This window comes from Rhodococcus sp. NPDC058532 (assembly GCF_042719255.1).
In the GTDB taxonomy this organism is placed as follows: domain Bacteria; phylum Actinomycetota; class Actinomycetes; order Mycobacteriales; family Mycobacteriaceae; genus Rhodococcus_G.
On sequence record NZ_JBHXNU010000010.1, the window covers coordinates 89,160 to 104,259 of the forward strand.

Sequence of the window (15,100 nt, forward strand, 5' to 3'; positions counted from 1 at the left end):
CCCCGTCATCAGTTACCCCCCAGGGTGCGCACCGGATCCCGGTATCCGGGGATCAGCGGGAGCTGCGGCGGCGTCAGGTTCACCACGACCTGGTCGAACCAGCGACCGTTGCCGACGATGTTCGCGTACAGCCGGGTGAACGGTGCGTACAGCTTGATCGCCCGGTCCAGGTTGTCGTTGTTGTCCTGCAGGATCTGCACGACGCCCCGCAACTGCTCAAGCGCGGGACCGATCTGCGCCTCGTTGTCCCGCACCAGCCCGGTCAGCTGCTGCGACAGTCGCTGCGTCCCCGTCAGCAGTTGCGCGATGGACTGCTGGCGCGCGTTGAGCTCCCCGAGCAGCAGACCGCCGCTGGCGATCAGCTCGGTGAACTCGGCGTTCCGGTCCGCCAACACCGTCGACGTCTTCGCCGTCGCCGCGAACAGCTTCGTCAGCTCGGCGTCGCGGCTCTCGATCGTCCTCGACAGCCGGGCAACCCCGTCGAGCGAGGCCCGGATGTCGGCGGGTGTGCCCTCGAACGCCTCCGACAACGTCCGCATGCTCTCCGCCAGCTGCGGGGTGTCGACCTCGCCGAGGGTCGTCGCGGCGCTGGAGAAGGCGTCGATCACGTCATAGGGCGACGTGGTGCGTTCCAGCGGGATCGGATCGGCCGGCTTCAACGTCGACGACCCGCGCGGGTCGAGCGCCAGATACTTCTGCCCCAGGATCGTCTTGATCTGGATCGACGCGGTGGTCTGGTCGCCGACCCAGGCGTCCTTCACCTTGAAGGCGACGTCGACCTTGTCCCCGGCGAGGGTGACCTCGGTGACCTTGCCGACCTTCACGCCCGCGATCCGCACCTCGTTGTCCGGCTTGAGGCCCGCGGCCTCACTGAACTCCGCGCGATACGTCGCACCGGCGCCGATGATCGGCAGGTCGTCGAGGAAGAACGCCGACATCGTCGCGAGGAGGACGAGCGCGATGCCGAGGGCGCCGGTGGTCGCGGGGCTGCGCCGCTTCGTGCTCACTGGCCCGCCCCGTTCGCCGAGCACCGCGGTGCCGAGTTGGTGTAAATCGGCTGGTTGACGGTGGGCAGGCCGGTGGGCAGGTTCAGGTACTTCGATTCACCGGGGCCCGCGACCACGTCGATGCCGCACAGGTAGAACTGGAACCACGACCCGTAGCTGGCGATCCGGCTCAGCTTCTCCAGCTTCACCGGCAGGTTCGCGAGGATCTTGTTCACCGCCGCATCCTGCTCGTTCAGCGTGCCAGCGAGGGTGTTCAGCGCCGACACCGATCCCTGGATCGACGGCCGGGTCGGCTCGAGCACGTCGGCCGCGGTGTCGGTGAGGGTGGCCAGCGAGGTCACCGCCTCCCCGACGACACCGCGGTCGTTGGCGAGCCCGGTCACCAGCTGCTGGGTGTTCACGATCAGTGAGCTGAGCTCGTCGTCGTGCCTGTTCACCGTCTCCAGCACGCCGTTGAGGTTGTTGATGACGTCCCCGATCACCCGATCCTTGTCGGCGATCGTGTTGGTCAGCGATGCGGTGTTGCGGACCAGTTCCGAGATGGTGCCGCCCTCCCCCTGGAACACCTGGATGATCTGGTACGACAGCTTGTTCACGTCGTCGGCACTGAGCGTCTGGAACAGCGGTCGGAAGCCGTTGAACAGGGTCGTCAGGTTGACCGCAGGCTTGGTGTGGTCGAGGGCGATCGTCTGACCCTCGGTCAGCTTCATGCCCTGCGGGCCCTCGCCCTGCTCGAGCGCGATGTAGCGCTGCCCCACCAGGTTCCGGTATCGGATCACGGCCCGGGACCCGGCGGGCAGCCAGTCCCGGTCGGACAGCGAGAACTCGACCTTCGCCTCACGGTCGTTCACGATCGAGATGTCGTCGACCTGCCCGACCCGGACACCCGCGATCCGCACCTCGTCCCCCTTGTTCAGCGAGGTGACATCGGAGAACACCGCATTGAACCTGGTGCCGCCGCCGCCTCCGCTATTCGCGATCGTGAGCGCCAGCGTCGTGGTCGCGACGATGGTGACGACGGCGAAGATGACGAGCTTGGTCAGCGGGCCCCCGAGCCCCCGCAACTGGGCCTTCATCGGACGCTCACCTCCGTCCCCCTCAGTGCAGGCGCCCCCAGCAACGTGGTCCAGCCCGGCACGTTCTCGGGCAGTGCGCCCGTCCCCTCCCCGTAGATGACGGCGAGGGTGTCCTGCTCGAACGTCGACCCGGTGTAGCGGGCGGGGGTGGTCTGCGCCGCAGGAACCGGCGCGAACTGCGGGCGTTCCGGCGACGGCACGTACGCCGGTCCGGGGTTCCGCGATGGCACCTGGTAGGCGCCGTCGTTGTACGAGCCGCCCGGGTACTGCGGGAACTTGTCGCCCGGCGCGGCCGGGGTGTAGCACTTGGCCCCGCGGTTGTCGAAGAGTCGCGGCTCATCCTGGTTCGGCAGGTAGCGACCCTTCGGGTTGACGAAGACCGTCGCGGCGCGGGCGCCGGGATGATCCTGCAGGCTGCCATCGGGGTTGAGGCCGAGGATCGCGCTTGCGCTGTGCACGATCGGCACGAACTGCGCGAACGTGCACCCGAATGTGGGTGACGCGGCCGCGAGCACCTCGAGGCTGGCGCGCGAGTCCTCGGCGATCGAGATCAGCGTGTCCCGGTTCGCGGTGAGGAAGTCGGCGGTGCTGCCCGCCGCCCCGGTCGCCGCCGACATCAGCGTCCGGATCTGGTTCTGCTGCTGCACCACGGTCGCGCCGGTCGTGCGCAGGTTGTCGAGGGCAACCACCAGGTCCGGCGCCGCGTCCGCGTAGGTCTGAGAGAAGTCGGCGAGGCCCTTGAGACCCTGCTCCAGGTTCGGCAGCTCGGTGTTGACACCGGCGAAGATGGTCTCCAGCCGTTCCAGGCTGAGCCCGATCTCGTTGCCGCGACCGGACAGTGCCTGGTTCAGCGCGCCGAGCGTGTTCGCGAGGTCCTGCGGCGGTACCGCCTGCAGCAGCGGGAGCAACCCGTCGAGCAGTTCGCCGACCTCAATGGCGTTGCCGCTCTTGTCCTGGTGCAGGGTGTCCCCCTCGGTGATCGGGGCCGCGGTGTCGCCGGCAGGCACGATCAGCGAGACGTACCGCTCGCCGAACAGCGTCTTCGGCAGCAGCCGGGCGGTCGTGTTCGACGGGATCAGCGCGGCCTTGTCCGGGTCGATCGCAAGGACGGACGTCACCTCCCCCTCCTCCGTCGACGAGGACCGCACCTCACCGACGATCAGTCCCCGAACCTTCACATCCGCGTGCGAGGGCAGCGAGTTGCCGACCGTGTCGGTCACCAGGTTGACGGTGACGACCTTCGTGAATGTCTTGTTGTACATCCCGATCGTGAACGTCAGGAACAGCGCCAACATCAGGAAGAAGACCAGCCCGAGCAGTCGCCTACGCACCACCGACCCGCCGGCGCTCATCCCGCCACCCGCACCGTCGTGGTGGTGCCCCAGATCGCGAGGCTGAGGAAGAAGTCCAGCACCGCGATCGTGACGATCGCGGTCCGCACGGCGCGCCCCACCGCGACGCCGACGCCCGCCGGACCGCCGGACGCGGTATAGCCGTAGTAGCAGTGGATCATGATCAGCACGAACGCGAAGACCAGCACCTTGCCGAACGACCATAGGACGTCCGCCGGTGGTAGGAACAGGTTGAAGTAGTGGTCGTAGGATCCGCTCGACTGCCCGTTGAACAGGGTGCTGATCAGGCGGGACGCGAAGTACGACGCGAGCAGGCCGACGATGTACAGCGGGATCACCGCGACGAACCCGGCGACCATCCGGGTGGTCACCAGGAACGGCACCGACGGCACCGCCATCACCTCGAGCGCGTCGATCTCCTCGGAGATCCGCATCGCACCCAGCTGCGCGGTGAAGCCGCACCCGACGGTCGCGGAGAGCGCGAGCGCGGCCACGATCGGCGCGATCTCGCGGGTGTTGACGTACGCGGACAGGAAGCCGGTGAGCACGGAGCTGCCGAGCTGATCGAGCGCCGCATACCCCTGCAGTCCGACGACGACGCCGGTGAAGCCGGACATCATCACGATGACGCCGATGGTGCCGCCGATCACGGCGAGCGCCCCGCTGCCGAAGGTGACCTCGGCGAGCAGGCGCAGGACCTCCCTGCCGTAATGCGTGATCGTGCGCGGAATCCACCCGATCGCGCGGGCGTAGAACGACATCTGGTCGCCCGCCCGGTCGAGCATGTTCAGCGGGGCGCGACCGACCCGGCGCGCGGTCAGCAGGACACGGTCACCGCGACCTCGTGCGATGGTCATCGGTCAGGCCCCCTTCGCCGGGACGATCTGCAGGTACACCATGGTCAGGATCAGGTTGGCGAAGAAGAGCAGCAGGAACGTGATGACGACCGTCTGGTTCACCGCCTCGCCGACCCCCTTCGGACCCGGGTTCGGGTGCAGCCCCTTGTACGCCGCGATCACGCCAGCGATGACACCGAAGATCGCGGCCTTCGCCTCGGCGATGTAGAGGTCCGGTAGCTGCGCCAGCGCCGAGAACGACGCCAGGTAGGCGCCCGGCGTGCCACCTTGCAGGATCACGTTGAAGAAGTAGCCGCCCGCGATGCCGACGACCGAGACGAGTCCGTTGAGCAGCACCGCAACGAGGACCATCGCGAGGACCCGAGGCACGACGAGACGCTGGATCGGATTGATCCCGAGCACCTCCATCGCGTCGATCTCCTCGCGGATGGTGCGGGAACCCAGGTCCGCGGTGACCGCCGATCCGGCGGCGCCCGCGATCAGCAGTGCCGTCACGATCGGGCTGCCCTGCTGGATCACGGCCAGCACGCTCGCGGCACCGGTGAACGACTCGGCGCCGAGCTGCTTGATCAGTGACCCCGTCTGCAACGACACCACCGCACCGAACGGAATCGCGACGAGCGCGGTCGGCAGGATGGTGACGCTCGCGATGAACCACGCCTGTTCGATGAACTCACGGAACTGGAACGGTCGGCGGAACAGGTTGCGTACGACGTCGACGAACAGTTGGACGATCAGCCCGGCCTGGGTCAACGCTGCTGAGATCGGGCCAAGCAGCGTGCTCTTCGAACCCCCCACCCGCGGTCTACCCGTGACTCCAGGACGACCCCGCGTTGTCCCCCGTTGCTCCGCCCGGCGCGGATTCGCTGTACACCGGGATCACCTGGGTGGCGGCATCGTCGTCGCCCAGGCTCTCGCGGATGCTGCGCTGCGCCTCCGGCGGCAGGGTGTGCAGGATCGACCGCACCCTGGCCTGCCGACGGCCAACGGCCTGCCGGGTCGGCATGCCGGGGGTCGCCTGCATCTGCGGGACCACCCCGGACACCTCCTGGGAGCCGTCATGGTGCCCGGCCTCCTTCAGCGCCAGCTCGGCCGCCATCTGCGAGTCGTCCTTCTCCTCGGACATGCCGATCGGGCCGATCTTGCTGCCGTTGAGGAACTGCTTGACGACGGGCTCCTCGCTGGTGAGCAGCACCTCGCGGGGACCGAACATGACCAGCTGCTTACGGAACAGCATGCCGAGATTGTCGGGCACGGTCCTGGCCAGGTTGATGTTGTGCGTCACGATCAGGATCGTCGCGTCGATCTGCGCGTTGATGTCGATCAGCAGCTGGCTCAGGTACGTGGTGCGTACCGGGTCGAGGCCGGAGTCCGGCTCGTCGACGAGAATGATCTGCGGATCGAGCACCAGGGCGCGGGCCAGCCCGGCGCGCTTGCGCATACCGCCGGAGATTTCGCCGGGCAGCTTGTTCTCGGCGCCGAGCAGGCCGTTCAGCTCGAGCTTCTCCATCACGATCTTGCGGATGTCGGACTCGGACTTCTTGGTGTGCTCACGCAGCGGGAAGGCGACATTGTCGTAGAGGTTCATCGAGCCGAACAGCGCGCCGTCCTGGAACAGCACCCCGAACATCTGCCGAACTTCGTAGAGTTCCTTCGACGAGCACTGGAGAATGTCGGTGCCGTCGATCACGATCGATCCCTGCTCGGGTCGCAGCAGGCCGATCAGCGACTTGAGGAACACCGACTTGCCGGTGCCGGACGGCCCGAGCAGGGCACTGACCTCACCAGCGGGCAGTGTCAGGCTGACGTCCTGCCAGATCTTCTGCGAGCCGAAGGACTTGGTGAGTCCCTCGACCTTTACCTCTACTCCCACCACTTACCTCCACGCTGTTCGACACGTCACCCCCACTGTGGGTTGGGTCACTCTATCGTATCGATGTGGTACCCGTGACCACGGATCCTACTCACGAGTAAGTACGGAACGCAATAGTGCGGTTTCCCGCCCTCGGCACCCCGCTCCACCTGCGGCGATGGCCTGGCCGGCAGCTGGACCGCCGTCCAGGAACCCCACCCGTTCCCGGAACCGAAAGAGGGCCGCTCCCCAACGGGGAGCGGCCCTCTTTCTAACGTGACGCCGAAGCGTTACGCGACAACCGTCTTACTTGACGGTGATGGTCGCGCCTGCAGCCTCGAGCTTCTCCTTGGCGGCGTCGGCCGCGTCCTTGGCAACCTTCTCCAGGATGGCCTTCGGCGCGCCCTCGACGAGGTCCTTGGCCTCCTTCAGGCCGAGGCCGGAGACGACCTCGCGGACGACCTTGATGACCTGGATCTTCTTGTCGCCGGCACCCTCGAGGATGACGTCGAACTCGTCCTGCTCCTCGGCAGCGTCGGCGGCGGCGGCCGGGGCACCGGCAGCGGCGACGGCGACCGGAGCCGCAGCGGTGACCTCGAAGGTCTCCTCGAAGGCCTTCACGAACTCGGAGAGCTCGAGGAGGGTGAGCTCCTTGAACTGGTCCAGCAACTCTTCGGTGGTGAGCTTCGCCATGATGGCGTCCTTCCTGTAAGTCCCATGTCGCTGATCCGCGACGAGCTGGGATGAGTGGTTACGTGATACGCAAGACCGGGTCCGTACGGACCCGACATCTCGTGCGGATCAGCTTTCGGCTGCGGAGCCTTCCGCGGCCTTCTTTTCCTGCAGCGCGGCGGCCAGTCGGGCCACCTGCGACGCGGGGGCATTGAACAGGCCAGCGGCCTTTGCCAAGTTGCCCTTCATCGCGCCGGCCATCTTGGCCAGCAAGATCTCGCGGGACTCGAGGTCCGCGATCTTGTTGACCTCGTCCACGGACAGCGCAGCGCCGTCCATGTAGCCGCCCTTGATGATGAGTGCCTTGTTGTCCTTCGCGAAGGCCTTCAGTGCCTTCGCGGCGTCGACCGGCTCGCCCTTGATGAATGCAATGGCGGTCGGTCCGACGAACAGGTCGTCAAGGCCCTCGACGCCCGCCTCAGCGGCGGCGCGCTTGACCAGGGTGTTCTTGGCGACGGAGTAGGTAGCGCCTTCTCCGAGCGCGCGACGCAGCTGCGTCAGACTTCCCACCGACAGGCCACGGAACTCCGTGACAACGGCGGCAGTCGAACCCTTGAACTGCTCAGTGATCTCCGCAACCGCGGTGACCTTCTCGGGCTTTGCCATACTTCGCCTCCTCTCGTGACATCGTGTTGGCGTGTGGCGCCGGACGCAGTCGCCCGGGCCGGAAGGGCCGACACACGAAAAACGCCCCGGGCGCAGGGCCACGGGGCGTACACGAGGAAACGGTCCAGCTCACGCCGAACACCTTCCCCAGCCTCGTCCTCCTGCGCGGGCCGCCGGACATGTCCGGACCTTCAATCGGTGCACCGGAACCGGCACAGCGATGACCAACGGTCTTGGGTGGATCTTGTTGGGATGAACTCGAACTAGTCGAACTCTCCGGTAGAGGCTACCGGAGACCAGGCCCGACACCAAATCGACCGGTGCGGGGACGAGAGACGGTGAGGGCCGGTCGGGAGCACTGCCCCCGACCGGCCCTCACCGATCACGCTGTGAACGAACGGGCTACGCCTCGTCCTCAAGGAGGTTGCGGGTGCGGTTCGGATCCACCGGGATGCCCGGTCCGGTGGTGGTCGAAACCGTGACCTTCTTGACGTAGCGCCCCTTGGCCGACGACGGCTTCGCACGCAGGATCTCGTCCAGCGCTGCGCCGTAGTTCTCCACGAGCTTGGCGTCGTCGAACGACGCCTTGCCGATCACGAAGTGCAGGTTGGCCTGCTTGTCGACGCGGAAGTTGATCTTGCCGCCCTTGATGTCCGCGACGGCCTTCGCCACATCGGTGGTGACGGTGCCCGTCTTCGGGTTCGGCATCAGGCCGCGCGGCCCGAGGACGCGGGCGATCCGGCCGACCTTGGCCATCTGGTCCGGGGTGGCGATCGCGGCGTCGAAGTCCAGCCAGCCGCCCTGAATGCGCTCGATCAGGTCCTCGGCGCCAACGGCGTCCGCGCCAGCGGCCTCGGCCTCGGCGGCCTTCTCGCCAGCGGCGAACACGATCACACGGGCGGTCTTACCGGTGCCGTGCGGGAGGTTGACGGTGCCACGGACCATCTGATCCGCCTTGCGGGGGTCGACGCCGAGGCGGACGGCGACCTCGACGGTCGCGTCCATCTTCGAGGAGGAGGTCTCCTTCGCCAGCTTCGCAGCCTGCAGCGGGCTGTAGAGCGTGCTCAGATCGACCTTCTCGGCGGCGGCGAGGTACGCCTTGCTGCGCTTTGCCATGTGTTCTGTCCTTACGTCTCACCCGGCGTCGTCGCACCGGGCGAATGATTCGGTTGTGGTTGCGGGCCTGGCCGGCCCTCCCACGCATTCTTCGGGTTCCGCGACCTCACGGCGCGGAGGGAGCCTGTCAGCCCTCGACGGTGATGCCCATGGAGCGGGCGGTGCCTGCGATGATCTTCGCGGCGGCGTCGATGTCGTTGGCGTTGAGGTCTTCCTGCTTGGTCTTCGCGATCTCGCGCACCTGATCCATGGTCACGGTCGCGACCTTGGTCTTGTGCGGCTCGCCGGAGCCCTTCTGCACGCCTGCCGCCTTGAGCAGCAGCTTGGCGGCGGGCGGGGTCTTCAGCTTGAAGTCGAAGGTCCGGTCCTCGTAGACCGAGATCTCCACGGGGATCACGTTGCCGCGCTGCGACTCGGTGGCCGCGTTGTAGGCCTTGCAGAACTCCATGATGTTCACGCCGTGCTGACCGAGCGCGGGACCCACCGGCGGGGCAGGGTTCGCCTGACCGGCCTGGATCTGAAGCTTGATCAGCCCTGCGAGCTTCTTCTTCTTGGGGGGCATCTTCGTTCCTAATTCTTGCGGGTGTGTTTCTTGCTGCAGTGCAAGTGTGGGGTCACGCGGGCCGGCGAACGGTGCGCGACGTGATCTTCAAGGCTGCTAGATCTTCGAGACCTGGTTGAACGACAGCTCGACCGGAGTCTCGCGGCCGAAGATCGAGACCAGGACCTTGAGCTTCTGCTGTTCGGCGTTGACCTCGCTGATGCTGGCGGGCAACGTCGCGAACGGACCGTCCATGACGGTGACCGACTCGCCGACCTCGAAGTCGACCTCGATCAGCGGCTTGGCGACGGTCTCCGTTGCTGCCTCGCCTGCCGTGGCCGCGGCCGCGGCGGCGGGCTTCTTGGCGCCCTGCTGCGGCATCAGGAACTTGACGACCTCGTTGATCGACAGCGGCGACGGGCGGGAGGTCGCGCCGACGAAGCCGGTGACGCCCGGCGTGTTGCGCACCGCGCCCCACGACTCGTCGTTGAGCTCCATCCGCACCAGAATGTAGCCGGGCAGCACCTTCCGGTTGACCTGCTTGCGCTGGCCGTTCTTGATCTCGGTGACCTCTTCGGTCGGGACCTCGACCTGGAAGATGTAGTCGCCGACGTCAAGGTTCTGCACGCGCGTCTCGAGGTTGGCCTTCACCTTGTTCTCGTACCCGGCGTACGAGTGGATGACGTACCAGTCACCGGGGGCACGGCGCAGCGCTGCCTTCATCTCGGCGACCGGATCGACCGCCTCCTCCGCCTCGGCGGGGGCGTCCGGTGCCGCGGCGTCGGAGTCGGCGGTGGCGGCCTCGATGTCGCCGGAGTCGTCGACGATCACACCGTCAGCGGACTCCGCAGCGAGCGCGTCATCGGCAACAGGCTCTCCGGCCAGGGCCTCATTTGCGTCGTTATCGGGGGTGCTCACTGGCGCGCTCGCTTCCTCTCATTGCATTTCGGTGTCCGGGGTCAGCCGAACAACCAGGTGACGCCCTTGATGAACGCCACGTCCAATCCACTGATGTACGCCACCATGAAGGTCACGAAGGCGACCACGACGGTGGTGTAGGTGACCATCTGCTTGCGATTCGGCCAGATGACCTTGCGGAGTTCGGCGATCACCTCGCGCAGGAACCGACGCAGGCGCTTGAAGAAGTTCTCCTTGCGCGGCTTCTCCGCCTTCGCCTTGGCAGGCTTGGCCGGAGTGCCGGCGGTGGCGGCGACCGTGGTCGCCGCGGATGCGTCCGCCGCCGCGTGGGAACGGCGACCCGGACGCTTGCCAGTCGGTCGAGAGGACGGTGCGGCGCCGTTGGCGGCATCGTCGGCGCCCGAGGACCCTGCCGAGTCCTCGGCCTTTCCGCGATCCTCGCTCACCGTAGTTCCTCTCAGTCGCTGACATCCGGAGCAGGGGCGACAGGACTTGAACCTGCAACCTGCGGTTTTGGAGACCGCTGCTCTGCCAGTTGAGCTACGCCCCTTTGGTGGACCGAACCGCTCTCACGAGCCGGTCAACCAGCTCTGTGACCACACAACACGCGCGCCACCCCGCTCGACGCCGTTGACATCGAAGGGCAGCGCGCAGCGCTGAACAATCCCAGAAATCTCAGTGTACTGCACGGTGGTCTGACAAACCCAATCGACCGAACCCTACCGGTGTCGTGTTCAGCCGAGCCGGACGGTCGCGGTGGCCCGACCGAAGATCTTCTTGCCGTCCACCTTGGCCACGATGGCGATCACCGCGGTGCGGGCCTCATCGTCGACCGAGCGTACCTTACCGGTCAGCTCGATCTCGGCACCCCCGCCGCCGTTGGGCACGTAGACGGGGCTCGTGAAACGGACGTTGTACTCGAGCACCGCGCCCGGGTCTCCGAGCCAGGACGTGATGTACCCGGCCCCGATACCCATCGTCAGCATGCCGTGTGCGACCGCCATTGGCAAACCCACTGATCGGGCGACCTCGTCGTCCCAGTGAATCGGGTTCGGATCGCCAGCGACCCCCGCATACTGGACCAGGTCGGCCCGGGTCAACGGAACGGTCTTGGCGGGCAGTTCCTCCCCGACCGCGACACCCTGGAAGCTCCGCAGCGCCATCACTCACCCTCCTCGACGTGCCGGCCCATCAACGTGGTGTAGGTGGTGAGCACCAGCTCGCCGTCCTGATCGGTGATCTCATTCCGGGTGACGATGATGTCGCTGCCACCCATCACGCGCAGCGAGTCGACGTAGACGTCGCAGTACAGCCGATCGCCGACCTTCATCGGCCGGTTGAACACCAGCCGCTGATCGGTGTGCAGGATGTTGCTCAGGTCCAGTTCGAGGCCGAGCGTGTCGAAGAACTCCTCCTGCGCCATGAACCCGAAGACGGAGATGAACGTCAGCGGCGCCACCAGTCCGTCGTAGCCGAGCTCACGCGCGGCGTCCTCGCTGCGGAACGCCGGGTCGTCGTTCTTGACCGCGCGTGCGTACTCGCGCACCTTCTCGCGGCCGACCTCGTAGTAGTCGCTGAACCTGTGATGCAGGCCAACGAGATCAGCATTCAGTTTCACCGAAGCAGGACCCTTATCTGCACTGGACGCGGCTGAAACACAGCGACGGGCCGGCCACGGGATTCCTCCCGTCCCGGCCCCCGCGTCATAACGAAAAAATCGCGTGCCCCGCATTGGCGGGGCACGCGATTGATGCTACTTGGATTCCCGATGCGCCTGGTGTGTTCCGCAGTTCGGGCAGAACTTCTTCAGCTCGAGCCGGTCGGGATCGTTGCGCCGGTTCTTCTTGGTGATGTAGTTCCGGTGCTTGCATACCTCGCAGGCCAAGGTGATCTTGGGACGAACGTCGGTGGAGGAGGCCACGAGTATGCCTTCTTTCGGAGAAACTGTGGGTCACTCTGATCAGGGTCAATCAGAGCCTTGTCAGGTTTGTAGCGATGGCCGGACTTGAACCGGCGACACAACGATTATGAGTCGTTTGCTCTACCGACTGAGCTACACCGCCTCGATGCATCGGCGCCAGTGCACGTGACCCACATGGTACGTGAGCCAGGTACGCGACACCCATCCAGCGAGCCCCCTAACGGAATCGAACCGTTGACCTTTTCCTTACCATGGAAACGCTCTGCCGACTGAGCTAAGGGGGCATGCTCCGCTGCGCTCTCGCGCTTTGAAGCCTTCCGAAGGTTACACAGTCTCTGTCCGGAGTTCCAAACCGCCTGGTCAGGAGCCGTTTTCAACTTTGCAACCGCCAGGTCCCAGCGAGCTGACGCTCGCCGGGACCCCGGTGTGGCAGGTGTAGGATTCGAACCTACGTAGGCGTAAGCCGACGGATTTACAGTCCGCTCCCATTGGCCGCTCGGGCAACCTGCCTGGTGTCATCCAGGGTTCCTCGGCCGGCCCTCTCGGGCAACCCGGTTCTCCCTGACGCGTTGAGAAGAATACAACTACCGGGGCGGGTGAACGCAAACCGGGTGGTTATCGTGGGTTCTCGAACCCCCGGGACCTGGCCGGGACCGACGAAGTAGGGAGACAAGACGTGGCGGATTCGTCCTTCGACGTGGTGAGCAAGGTGGACCGGCAGGAAGTGGACAACGCGCTGCACCAGGCCGAGAAAGAGCTGAACACGCGCTTCGACTTCCGCGGCACCGGGGCGAGCATCGAGTGGTCGGGAGAGGAGTCGATCACCCTCGCCGCCGAGACCGAGGAGCGCCTCAAGGCCGCACTGGAGGTGTTCAAGGAGAAGCTGATCCGTCGGGACATCTCGCTGAAGGCCTTCGACGCGGGCGAACCCGCCCAGTCCGGAAAGATCTACAAGCTCACCGGCTCCCTCGTTCAGGGCATCTCGACCGAGAACGCGAAGAAGATCTCGAAGAAGATCCGCGACGAGGGCCCGAAGGGCGTCAAGGCGCAGATCCAGGGCGAGGAGCTGCGGGTGAGCAGCAAGAAGCGCGACGACCTGCAGGCCGTGATCGCGCTGCTCAAGGGCGAGGACTTCGGTATCGCGCTGCAGTTCGTCAACTACCGGTAGCACCGGCACACCGGTAGGCACCCGCGTCCCCCCCCACCGAGTGAACGGAAGCGTTCAGTCGATCTGATCGACTGAACGATCCGTTCACTCCGTTGCGGGCACGGCCCTCCGCTCAGCCCTCGACGACCGGGAGCGTCAACTGCTGACCGGGATCGCCTGCGGCGACGGTGACCCGACGCGGCACCAGCCCGCCGCGGAAGTTCGAATCGCTACCCGACAACGCCACCCGGATGCGGTGGCCGGTGTCGAATCGGTGCACGATCGCGGGGAGCGTCACCTCGGTGCTGGCACCAAGGTCGACGATGCGCACGGGCGCGACCTGCCCGTTGATCAGCGTCGCCGAACCGTCCGGCGCCACGTCGTAGAGCTTCGCGAACATCACGACCGCGTCCCGCTCGTCGCCGACGGGGGTGGGGGTCGTCACGGTCACCGCCAGCTCCGGTGCCCCGACGACGTCGAGCGGGCCGTCGAGCGGCGCTCCGGTCCAGGCAACGACGCTGCCCGGCGGCTGATCCTCCGGCCGCGGGCCGGGATCGACGCGGATGTTCGACGCCGTTGAGCCCTGAACCACCCCGCCCGCCGGGGTGTCGAATGCCGCCGCGCCCGCCCGGATATCGCCGCGGTCGGTCACCAACTGCCCGCCGTCGGACAGGAACAGCGACCGCGGCTCCCCCACGGTCGGGCCCGCGGCGGTCGCGTAGCTTTCGGCGGTGTCGCCGGCGGCGACCCAGTCACGGTGGTAGGCGAACGTCGGTCCGGTGTCGACGGCGAGCCCCTTGAGGTGATGCTCGAACCAATCCAGGTAGCGCGCCGCCGGATACTGCGTGTCCGGGTCGGGCCTGCCGAGCCCGCCGAGCAGCAGGTTCGTCTCCCCGCCGGACGAGTGCCCGGACCGCTGCCAGATCATCTTCACCTCGGTTCCCCGCCGCTGCAGCGCCTCGAACGTGGCCTGTGCCTCGTTGAGGGTGAACAGGGTGTCCTCCGCGCCCTGGATCAGCAGGGTGGGGGTATGGATCCGGTCCGCGTACGAGGTGGCCGAGGCGGCCCGCAGGAACCGCACCGCCTGCGGATCCGGGAAGCCCTGCGTCAGCGAGGTGACGAGCGCCCCGCAGGTCGGATCGGCGAAGTTCGGGCAGCCGACAAGCTTGGACGGGTCGGTGCGGTAGCCGTCGACACCGGGCGCCGTCAGGCCCGCCCCGGTGAACAGGGCCGTCCACGACGTCTTGGTTGCGCCGGGGACCGCGCCGGACACCCCCACGTCGGCTCCCGTGCTGTTCGGCGCCAACGAATAGCTCAGGTCGTTCCAGGTGATCATCGGCACGATCGCATCGATCCGCGGGTCGACGGCGGCCGCGGCGAGCTGGATCGCGCCGCCGTAGGAGCCGCCGACCATACCGACGCGCGGGTCGTTCGGCAGCACCCGGCCGTCCTGCGCGACGACGTCACGCACCACGTGCTCCGCACCCGGCACCGGCTGGGTGTGCGCGGCGTCGGCGTAGGCGATGCCGTCCGCGCCGCCGAGGAAGCTGACGAGGTCCTGCGCGGCCCGGCCGTCGAATTCCGGGTCGTCGAGGGTCACCTTGCACCCGGAGCCGCCGAAGCCGAGACCCGAGTACGCAAGGACCACGTATCCCCGGCCTGCGAGGAACTCGGCGGTCGGCGTCTGGGCGTCCTTGTCCTGGCCGAAGCCGTGGGTGGTGAGCACGGCCGGTGCCGGGTTCGTCACCGACACCCCTACCGGGGTGTAGAGGTCCGCCTCGACGGCGCAGTGCTGGTCGTTCCCGGCCCCGACGGTGGTGTCGAAGTACAGGCTCTTCTTGCTGAACCCGACCGGATCGGCGTGTGCCACGCTCACCGGGAGTGCCGCGCCAACCACCACGGCGACGGCAGCGAACAGGGTTGTCGTCCTCATCTACCGCCCGATCTGCATCGAAGTCCGTATCGGACGGTAAAC

Annotated in this window: 17 protein-coding genes and 4 tRNA genes; 1 reads left to right on the forward strand and 20 read right to left on the reverse strand. The window is 66.8% G+C overall.

Annotation, left to right across the window (positions count from 1 at the left end):
• Nucleotides 1-8 precede the first annotated feature (8 nt).
• The 19 genes from ACFWQG_RS13715 to ACFWQG_RS13805 all read right to left on the reverse strand — a co-directional run bounded on the left by ACFWQG_RS13715 (nt 9) and on the right by ACFWQG_RS13805 (nt 12,488).
• On the reverse strand, nt 9-1,007 hold the full coding sequence (locus ACFWQG_RS13715; protein ID WP_378508176.1) for an MCE family protein: 999 nt from the start codon (nt 1,005-1,007) through the stop codon (nt 9-11).
• Entirely contained in the window at nt 1,004-2,071 is a 1,068-nt protein-coding gene (locus ACFWQG_RS13720) for an MCE family protein (RefSeq protein WP_378508272.1), read from the reverse strand. Before ACFWQG_RS13720 ends, ACFWQG_RS13715 begins: the two co-directional genes overlap by 4 nt.
• Before the next feature lie 8 nt (nt 2,072-2,079).
• On the reverse strand, nt 2,080-3,435 hold the full coding sequence (locus ACFWQG_RS13725) for an MCE family protein (protein ID WP_378508177.1): 1,356 nt from the start codon (nt 3,433-3,435) through the stop codon (nt 2,080-2,082).
• The gene (locus ACFWQG_RS13730; protein ID WP_378508178.1) at nt 3,432-4,292 is read right to left on the reverse strand and encodes an MlaE family ABC transporter permease; all 861 of its coding nucleotides are present in this window, start codon (nt 4,290-4,292) and stop codon (nt 3,432-3,434) included. The genes ACFWQG_RS13725 and ACFWQG_RS13730 overlap by 4 nt, the downstream gene beginning before the upstream one ends.
• Nucleotides 4,293-4,295: 3 nt before the next feature.
• Nucleotides 4,296-5,090 (reverse strand): MlaE family ABC transporter permease, encoded by a 795-nt coding sequence (locus tag ACFWQG_RS13735; protein ID WP_378508179.1) that lies wholly within the window; start codon nt 5,088-5,090, stop codon nt 4,296-4,298.
• A gap of 7 nt (nt 5,091-5,097) precedes the next feature.
• Nucleotides 5,098-6,168 (reverse strand): ABC transporter ATP-binding protein, encoded by a 1,071-nt coding sequence (locus tag ACFWQG_RS13740; protein WP_378508180.1) that lies wholly within the window; start codon nt 6,166-6,168, stop codon nt 5,098-5,100.
• A gap of 282 nt (nt 6,169-6,450) precedes the next feature.
• The gene (rplL, locus tag ACFWQG_RS13745) at nt 6,451-6,837 is read right to left on the reverse strand and encodes a 50S ribosomal protein L7/L12 (protein WP_378508181.1); all 387 of its coding nucleotides are present in this window, start codon (nt 6,835-6,837) and stop codon (nt 6,451-6,453) included.
• Between the two features lie 108 nt (nt 6,838-6,945).
• A complete protein-coding gene (gene rplJ, locus ACFWQG_RS13750) occupies nt 6,946-7,482 on the reverse strand; it encodes a 50S ribosomal protein L10 (protein ID WP_378508182.1) in 537 nt (178 codons plus the stop codon).
• A gap of 402 nt (nt 7,483-7,884) precedes the next feature.
• The gene (rplA, locus tag ACFWQG_RS13755) at nt 7,885-8,598 is read right to left on the reverse strand and encodes a 50S ribosomal protein L1 (protein ID WP_378508183.1); all 714 of its coding nucleotides are present in this window, start codon (nt 8,596-8,598) and stop codon (nt 7,885-7,887) included.
• Nucleotides 8,599-8,725: 127 nt separating this feature from the next.
• On the reverse strand, nt 8,726-9,160 hold the full coding sequence (gene rplK, locus ACFWQG_RS13760) for a 50S ribosomal protein L11 (RefSeq protein WP_031937663.1): 435 nt from the start codon (nt 9,158-9,160) through the stop codon (nt 8,726-8,728).
• Nucleotides 9,161-9,256: 96 nt separating this feature from the next.
• On the reverse strand, nt 9,257-10,057 hold the full coding sequence (gene nusG / locus ACFWQG_RS13765; RefSeq protein WP_378508184.1) for a transcription termination/antitermination protein NusG: 801 nt from the start codon (nt 10,055-10,057) through the stop codon (nt 9,257-9,259).
• Between the two features lie 41 nt (nt 10,058-10,098).
• Nucleotides 10,099-10,503: a preprotein translocase subunit SecE gene (gene secE / locus ACFWQG_RS13770; RefSeq protein ID WP_378508185.1), complete on the reverse strand. Its 405-nt coding sequence runs from the start codon at nt 10,501-10,503 to the stop codon at nt 10,099-10,101.
• A gap of 31 nt (nt 10,504-10,534) precedes the next feature.
• Nucleotides 10,535-10,607, reverse strand: a tRNA-Trp gene (locus ACFWQG_RS13775).
• Between the two features lie 184 nt (nt 10,608-10,791).
• A complete protein-coding gene (gene hadB, locus ACFWQG_RS13780) occupies nt 10,792-11,220 on the reverse strand; it encodes a (3R)-hydroxyacyl-ACP dehydratase subunit HadB (RefSeq protein WP_378508186.1) in 429 nt (142 codons plus the stop codon).
• Nucleotides 11,220-11,675, reverse strand: coding sequence for a (3R)-hydroxyacyl-ACP dehydratase subunit HadA (hadA, locus tag ACFWQG_RS13785; RefSeq protein ID WP_378508187.1), 456 nt, complete (start codon nt 11,673-11,675; stop codon nt 11,220-11,222). The genes hadB and hadA overlap by 1 nt, the downstream gene beginning before the upstream one ends.
• 135 nt (nt 11,676-11,810) lie before the next feature.
• Nucleotides 11,811-11,978, reverse strand: a complete 168-nt coding sequence (gene rpmG / locus ACFWQG_RS13790) for a 50S ribosomal protein L33 (RefSeq protein ID WP_031937658.1) — start codon at nt 11,976-11,978, stop codon at nt 11,811-11,813.
• 69 nt (nt 11,979-12,047) lie between these two features.
• Nucleotides 12,048-12,120, reverse strand: a tRNA-Met gene (locus tag ACFWQG_RS13795).
• Nucleotides 12,121-12,189: 69 nt separating this feature from the next.
• A tRNA-Thr gene (locus ACFWQG_RS13800) sits at nt 12,190-12,262 on the reverse strand.
• A 143-nt stretch (nt 12,263-12,405) separates the two neighbouring features.
• Nucleotides 12,406-12,488 (reverse strand) — tRNA-Tyr (locus tag ACFWQG_RS13805).
• Between the two features lie 166 nt (nt 12,489-12,654).
• Between ACFWQG_RS13805 and ACFWQG_RS13810 the strand changes: the two genes are divergently transcribed.
• A complete protein-coding gene (locus ACFWQG_RS13810) occupies nt 12,655-13,146 on the forward strand; it encodes a YajQ family cyclic di-GMP-binding protein (RefSeq protein ID WP_378508188.1) in 492 nt (163 codons plus the stop codon).
• Between the two features lie 112 nt (nt 13,147-13,258).
• Here ACFWQG_RS13810 and ACFWQG_RS13815 read toward each other — a convergent pair whose 3' ends face one another.
• Complete coding sequence (locus tag ACFWQG_RS13815) at nt 13,259-15,058, reverse strand: CocE/NonD family hydrolase (RefSeq protein ID WP_378508189.1); 1,800 nt, start codon at nt 15,056-15,058, stop codon at nt 13,259-13,261.
• Nucleotides 15,059-15,100: the final 42 nt, after the last annotated feature.

Bases quoted from the DNA above. Each gene is read 5' to 3' on its own strand.
- ACFWQG_RS13725 (WP_378508177.1), bottom strand. From the start codon at position 3,435: ATGAGCGCCGGCGGGTCGGTGGTGCGTAGGCGACTGCTCGGGCTGGTC.
- rplJ (WP_378508182.1), bottom strand. From the start codon at position 7,482: ATGGCAAAGCCCGAGAAGGTCACCGCGGTTGCGGAGATCACTGAGCAG.
- rplK (WP_031937663.1), bottom strand. From the start codon at position 9,160: ATGCCCCCCAAGAAGAAGAAGCTCGCAGGGCTGATCAAGCTTCAGATC.
- rplA (WP_378508183.1), bottom strand. From the start codon at position 8,598: ATGGCAAAGCGCAGCAAGGCGTACCTCGCCGCCGCCGAGAAGGTCGAT.
- ACFWQG_RS13815 (WP_378508189.1), bottom strand. From the start codon at position 15,058: ATGAGGACGACAACCCTGTTCGCTGCCGTCGCCGTGGTGGTTGGCGCG.
- rplL (WP_378508181.1), bottom strand. From the start codon at position 6,837: ATGGCGAAGCTCACCACCGAAGAGTTGCTGGACCAGTTCAAGGAGCTC.
- hadB (WP_378508186.1), bottom strand. From the start codon at position 11,220: ATGGCGCTGCGGAGCTTCCAGGGTGTCGCGGTCGGGGAGGAACTGCCC.
- ACFWQG_RS13730 (WP_378508178.1), bottom strand. From the start codon at position 4,292: ATGACCATCGCACGAGGTCGCGGTGACCGTGTCCTGCTGACCGCGCGC.